This is a genomic window from Candidatus Methylomicrobium oryzae (genome assembly GCF_016745425.1).
Lineage (GTDB): Bacteria > Pseudomonadota > Gammaproteobacteria > Methylococcales > Methylomonadaceae > Methylomicrobium > Methylomicrobium oryzae.
In genome coordinates this window covers 1-1,668 of record NZ_JAERVK010000049.1, presented here as the reverse complement: position 1 = coordinate 1,668, position 1,668 = coordinate 1, and the positions used below count along the sequence as shown (strand labels likewise).

General features: G+C 67.3%; 1 protein-coding gene. It reads right to left on the bottom strand.

All coding sequences use genetic code 11. The features are described 5' to 3' along the window. On the bottom strand, window positions 1-1,653 hold a 1,653-nt coding region (locus tag JJL52_RS21055), incomplete at its 3' end, for an amino acid adenylation domain-containing protein (protein WP_202054487.1). Window positions 1,654-1,668 lie beyond the last annotated feature (15 nt).

Here is a 1,668-nt window from a genome sequence, read left to right as displayed (position 1 = left end):
CGAATGGCCGCCGAGCTCGAAGAAGTTATCGTCCAAGCCGACCTGCTCGACCCCGAGCAGCTCCTGCCAAAGGGCGGCCAGTGCGATTTCGATGCCGCTCTGCGGCGCCCGGAAGGCCTGGCCCTGCCAGCTCGGCGCCGGCAGGGCTTTGCGGTCCAGTTTGCCGTTGGCGGTCTTCGGCAGGCTGTCCAAGCGGATCAGTGCCGACGGCACCAGGTAGTCGGGCAGTTGCCGGCGCAGCGCCTGGTGCAGATCGGCGTCGCTCTCGGCCTGCGCGTCCGCGGCCAGGTAAGCGATCAGCCGCGGGCCGCCCGCCGCCTCTTTCAGCAGCACGGCGGCTTCGTCGATGCCGGGCCGGCCGAGCAAGGCGGTTTCGATCTCGCCCAGCTCGATCCGCAAGCCGCGCAGTTTGACCTGATGGTCGATCCGGCCCAGGTAGTCGATGATGCCGTCAGGCCGGCGCCGGGCCAGATCACCGGTGCGGTAGAGCCGGCCGCCCCGGCCGAACGGGTCGGGCAGGAAGCGGTCGGCGGTCAGAGCCGGCCGACGGTGGTAGCCGCGCGCCAGGCCGATGCCGCCGATGTAGAGCTCGCCGGTTACGCCTTCGGGCTGCGGATTGAGGTCCCTGTCCAGGATATGGATTTGAATGTTGCCGATCGCCTCCCCGATCGGGACGCTTAGGCTGCCGTCACTGCGGCAGGTCCAGTGGGTCACGTCGATGGCCGCTTCGGTCGGGCCGTACAGGTTGTTCAGTTCGACGCCGGGCAGGCGGTCGAACACGCGCTGCTGCAGGTCGGCCGGCAGGGCTTCGCCGCTGCAGATAATGCGTTTCAAGGCCGGGAAGGCCGGGAGATTCGGCTGGCTGACGAATTCGGCCAGCATGGACGGTACGAAGTGCAAGGTCGTCACCTGTTGACGCTGCATCGTCCCGGCCAGAGCCCGAGGGTCGCGGTGCTCACCCGGTAAGGCGATGGCCAGGCGGGCACCGGTCAGCAAGGGCCAGAGGAATTCCCAGACCGAGACGTCGAAGCTGAACGGGGTTTTCTGCAAGACGGTGTCGTGCGGGCCGAGGGGGTAAGCCGCTTGCATCCAGTGCAGCCGGTTGGCCAAGGCTTCATGGGTATTGGTTGCCCCTTTGGGCTTACCGGTGGAGCCGGAGGTATAGATGAGGTAGACCGGATGGGCCGGATGCAGGGCGACCTCAGGTGCCGTATCGGGCTGGCCGGACAGGTCCAGGGTGTCCAGGTCGTAGGCTACGCACTGCGGAGTGCACAGCGGCCGGAACGTCTCGATCACCGCGCCATGGCTCAGCACTAAACCGATGCCGGCATCGGCGATCATATAAGCCAGGCGGTCGGCCGGATAGTCGGGGTCCAGCGGCAGGTAGGCGCCGCCGGCCTTGACGATGGCCAACAGGCCTACCACCAGGTCGAACGAACGCTCCATCGCAATGCCGACCGGCACCTCCGGGCCGATGCCCCGCTCGATCAAATACCGGGCCAGGCGGTTGGATCTTCGCTCCAGTTCGGCATAGCTCAGGGTCCGATCGCCGCACAGCAAGGCCGTCGCCTCGGGCTGCGCCGCCGCCGTTTGACTGATCAGCGCGTGCACGAAACCTGCCGGATAGACCGCCGCCGTCTTGTTCCAGGACATCTGGCGCACGCGTTC